The organism is Novosphingobium sp. (assembly GCF_025351285.1).
Classification (GTDB): domain Bacteria; phylum Pseudomonadota; class Alphaproteobacteria; order Sphingomonadales; family Sphingomonadaceae; genus Novosphingobium.
Genome location: NZ_JANXWG010000037.1, coordinates 1 through 2,528, shown reverse-complemented (window position 1 = coordinate 2,528; position 2,528 = coordinate 1). Strand labels below are relative to the sequence as shown.

At 65.5% G+C, this 2,528-nt stretch carries 2 protein-coding genes and 1 pseudogene; 1 reads left to right on the top strand and 2 read right to left on the bottom strand.

Features of this window, described 5'->3' with window-relative positions; genetic code table 11:
• Nucleotides 1-459: pseudogene (locus Q0R16_RS04355) on the top strand (Si-specific NAD(P)(+) transhydrogenase); the annotation flags it as partial.
• On the opposite strand, the gene Q0R16_RS04350 reads toward Q0R16_RS04355, so the two are convergent.
• Together Q0R16_RS04350 and Q0R16_RS04345 are read right to left on the bottom strand one after the other, a co-directional pair.
• Nucleotides 456-1,565 carry a TrkA family potassium uptake protein gene (locus Q0R16_RS04350; RefSeq protein WP_295632468.1) on the bottom strand — a complete coding sequence of 370 codons (1,110 nt, stop codon included), beginning with the start codon at nucleotides 1,563-1,565 and terminating at the stop codon, nucleotides 456-458. The pseudogene Q0R16_RS04355 and the gene Q0R16_RS04350 sit on opposite strands and share 4 nt — an antisense overlap.
• The coding region (locus Q0R16_RS04345; RefSeq protein WP_295632463.1) for an MFS transporter at nucleotides 1,566-2,528 on the bottom strand (963 nt) is incomplete at its 5' end. It lies immediately after the preceding gene.

Genomic DNA, 2,528 nt, shown 5'->3' with positions numbered 1-2,528 from the left:
TCGATGGAGCAGGGCCGCATCGCCGCGTGCCATGCTTTCGGGCTGCCGATGCCGCCGGCGCCGCAATACTATCCTTACGGCATTTACGCGGTGCCCGAGATCTCGACCGTGGGCATGAACGAGCAGGAAGTGCGCGCGCGGGCGATCCCTTACGAATGCGGCGTGGCGCGGTTTCGAGAGACGTCGCGCGGGCACATCATGGGGCTGGGCGGGGGCATGATGAAGATGCTGTTTTCGCTCAAGACCCGGCGCCTGCTGGGGGTGCACATCATCGGCGAGGGTGCGACCGAACTGATCCACATCGGCCAGGCGGTGCTGAACCTGAAGGGCACGATCGACTATTTCGTCGAGAACACATTCAATTATCCCACGCTGGCAGAGGCTTACAAGATTGCCGCGCTGGATGCGTGGAACCGGATGCCGCGGGTGACCGATGTTGCGGCGGCGGTGGCGGCTTAGGAAGCCCGCCCGCTACGGATGAAGGTGGCGGGCATCGTGAACATCGCACCCACCGCCAGCCGGCTGCCGCGTACCACCAGCAGCACTGCGTCGTCGGGTTCGATCGTGACGTCCTCACCGGGGTGGGTGATCGACTGCGCGCCGGGTTCTCCGGCTTTGCGGTCGATCTGCACCACGAAGAACGCCCCGCTGCCGCGCCGTTCGGCCTCGCCCACGGTCAAGCCGGTCAGCGCGCCTTTTTCGCTGGCCATCACCACCTCGAGGTCGAGCCCCAGGTCCTGCAACGCGCGCTTCCTGGCCGCCATCTCGGACGAATCGTGGATCATGTTGACCGTGGAAGGGTACAGAATCATCTCGACGATCCGTTCGGCGCCGATGTGCGTGGGCAGCACTACCTTGTCGGCGCCGGCGTGGAACAGCTTGTTTTCGGTGGTCGGCGCCTCGCCGCGCGCGATGATTTCGAGCTTGGGATTGAGGCTTCGGGCAGACAGGGTGATGAACACGTTGGCGGCATCGTCGGGCAGAACCGTGGCCAGCACGCGCGCCTTGTCCACGCCCGCCAGCTTGAGCGTATCTTCGTCGGTTGCCTCGCCCGCGATGCACAGCAGGCCCATCGCCTTGGCTTCGTTGGCCTTTTCCACGCTGCGTTCGATGATCACGAAGCCGCGCCGCGCATCGCCCAGCGCCTTGGCCAGTTGCACCCCGATCCGGCCGAAACCGCAGATGATCACGTGATCGTTCAGCTTCTGGATGTCGGTCATCATGCGATCAAGGCCCATCATGCGGCGGAACTGGAACAGCGTGAACACCTGGACCAGCGCACCGGTCAGCACAATCATGCCGGTGCAGCCGAGCACGATCGTGATCGAGGTGAGCGTGCGCAAGTACGTGGTGTCGATCGGGTGGACTTCGCCGAAGCCCACCGAAAAGATCGTCAGCAGCACCATGTAGGCGGCGTCGCCCAACGTCCAGCCCGCGGCCATGTAGCCGAGCGTCGCCAGCACGAACAGCACGCCGACATAGACAAGCGTGGCCACCAGCATCTGCAGTGGCGAGCCCAGCACATCGTGCCGAACAGGCCCCTGGTCTGGCACTTCGCCCGCCATCTAGCGCGGCGGCGTGCCCGGCACGGCCCTTGGCGTACCCGGCGGATTGAGCCGGCGGAACAGCTTGCCGTTTTCGCTGACCAGCACGAGCGCCAGCGCAATCAACCCGCAGCTCAGCAGCGCGGTGGCGAGCGGGCGGGCGCTGCCGTCAAAGGCCTGGCCGACGTAAATTCCGAGCAGCGACCCCGTGACCATCCGCACGAACGCCTGCACCGATGATGCCGCCCCCGCGATGCGCGCGAACGGCTGGAGCGCGATCGAACCGAAGTTGGCACCGATGAAGCCGAGCAGGCACAAGTTCACCGCCATAACCGGCATGAACTGCCACAGCGTTTCGTGCGGGCTGCTGGCCAGCAGCAGTTGCAGCGCGGACGTGCCGATGAACATCAGCAGCGCGGTGTGCGACACCCGGCGCGCGCCGAACCGCTCTACGATCTGCGAATTGGTGAAGCTGGCCATGCTCATCATCACCGCGCTCGCGCCGAACAGCAGCGGGAACAGCGGCCCGGCGCCGAAGTGTTCGGCCACCAGTTGCTGCGAGGAATTGATGTAGCCGAGCAGCGCGCCGAACACCAATGCGCTGCCGATGACATAGCCCATTGCACCCTTGTCCGTAGCCGCTTCGCGCATGTTGCCCAGCAGTTGCATGGCGGTTGCAGGCTGGCGGTGGTGCGCGCTCAAGGTTTCGGGCAGGCGGAACGCGGCCCACAGCCCCACCACGCTGCCGAACACGCCCAGGATCGCGAAGATCCAGCGCCAGCCGGCGAACAACAGCACGGCCTGGCCCACGCTGGGTGCCAGGATCGGCACGATCATGAACACCGACGAGATGGTCGAGCTCATCCGCGCCATCGTGTCGCCCGAAAACCGGTCACGCACGATCGCGCCGGGCATTACCACCAGCCCGCTACAGGCAAGGCCCAGCAGGATGCGCACGAACAGCAGCGCGTTGAAGCTCGTCAC

Bases quoted from the DNA above. Each gene is read 5' to 3' on its own strand.
- Q0R16_RS04350 (WP_295632468.1), bottom strand. From the start codon at position 1,565: ATGGCGGGCGAAGTGCCAGACCAGGGGCCTGTTCGGCACGATGTGCTG.